The organism is Vibrio sp. 10N.222.51.C5, assembly GCF_041474575.1.
GTDB classification, from domain to species: domain Bacteria; phylum Pseudomonadota; class Gammaproteobacteria; order Enterobacterales; family Vibrionaceae; genus Vibrio; species Vibrio crassostreae_C.
On sequence record NZ_JBFRUJ010000070.1, the window covers coordinates 1 to 1,559 of the forward strand.

1 protein-coding gene is annotated in these 1,559 nt (G+C 39.4%); it reads left to right on the forward strand.

Annotation, left to right across the window (positions count from 1 at the left end):
• Positions 1-916: 916 nt before the first annotated feature.
• Positions 917-1,312 (forward strand): DUF2391 family protein, encoded by a 396-nt coding sequence (locus AB4558_RS19920; protein WP_017060180.1) that lies wholly within the window; start codon positions 917-919, stop codon positions 1,310-1,312.
• Positions 1,313-1,559 lie beyond the last annotated feature (247 nt).

Below are 1,559 nucleotides of genomic sequence, written 5' to 3' on the forward strand. Positions count from 1 at the left end.
ATTTCACAATAATTCATCAATCTTAATTAGATCACATTTTTACTTTAATTGGTATAAATCATAGTGTTTCGCACGTCAGTCGAATAACTTACACAAAAGATTTTCCCGCAGCCCACAGCTCTTAGCTCAGGTTTTTCCCAAAACCAACTCATGATTAGGACTACATCATTTCTGATTCCAGCTGTGAGGTGACTCGAGCATGATCTCAAACGTATATAGCTTTAAGTTTAGCATTCAGATACTCGAGCCATACGCGCTGTAGATGTTTCCTTTATTAAGTGAGCGGCTCTCAGTATTAGTTAACAGCCTTTCGGCTACGAAATCTGACTTCTGCTCTATCTGTGAATCTATAGGATACGTGTAATTAGGGCTCTATCATGGAGGCTTCTCTTAAGAACGCTAGAGCTCATAATGAGTCGACTTAATGTCTCTTGTTATGCATTGAGCTTAAAACCACTCTCGATGGTATTGAGCGACTCGTTCTAAGTACTTCAAAGGGTGAAAGTAGGCTAGATTCAGCTTAAAGGTGAGAGTCGCTAAGTGTGTTCCCAAGTGGTGCCTGAGGGGTATATAAGCTAAGAAATAGAGCATCCCTCGTATTCGTGAAGTGACGTTTATCACCCTGCGGATTTAGATTCTTTGGTTCTAGGTGCTGGTATATTAGGGGTTACCACTCTGTCTTCGATTTTGATGTGTTTGTTGACTCGATATTAATCAGTCGTGTTGACCGTTTTGCTCTGAGCATATTGATTTCTTGCTGGTTAGTTCAAGCTATGTTTTGGTTATTGCGACTAAGATGAAGCTAGAAGGTCACTACTGTTTGCTTAGTAGAAATAAAAATCCCCCAAATCATTGGCGGATAGTTTTGTGATTCTTTTCAGAATTAGATAAAGCCTTAAACCTAATGGGTCGAATTATGAAATTGAGTTTTAACTTTGAAGATGCGAGCCAGATCTTTGTGGGATCTTTTGCCTTGGCCGTGCCGATTTCTTTTTCTGAAGAGGCTTGGAAGTTAGGGGAGACTTTACCTACCGCTAATCTATTGCTGCTATTTTTACTGTCTGCGGTGTTCTTAGGCTTCTATACGTATGAGAGTGTCTTTCAAAAAGATGTTGTTGCTCGGTTGCCGGTGTTTATTTTCAGAATAGTGATTGCTTATGTTATGACGGCATTGGTCGTTGCTTTGGTACTGACTTGCCTGGACAAATTACCTCTATTGAGTGATCCCGTCGTATCGATCAAAAGAGTGATTGTTATTTCAATGCCAGCCTCTATGGGCGCTATTGTAGTGGATAGTTTTGATAAAGAGTAATCTGTGTATCAATTTGGATTGAAGTGTCTTACAGAGCTTTTCAGCGCTTACTTGATTCGTTATACCAATTAAAGTAAAAATGTGATCTAATTAAGATTGATGAATTATTGTGAAATTTAGCCATGGATAGCCTTAATAACACTGACTTCAAAAAGCTTGCGAGCCAGCAAAAAACCATTCAGATGAAGATGCGTTTACTTGCGCTCGCACACTTTAAAGACGGCCTCTCTCGTACACAAATTGCAAA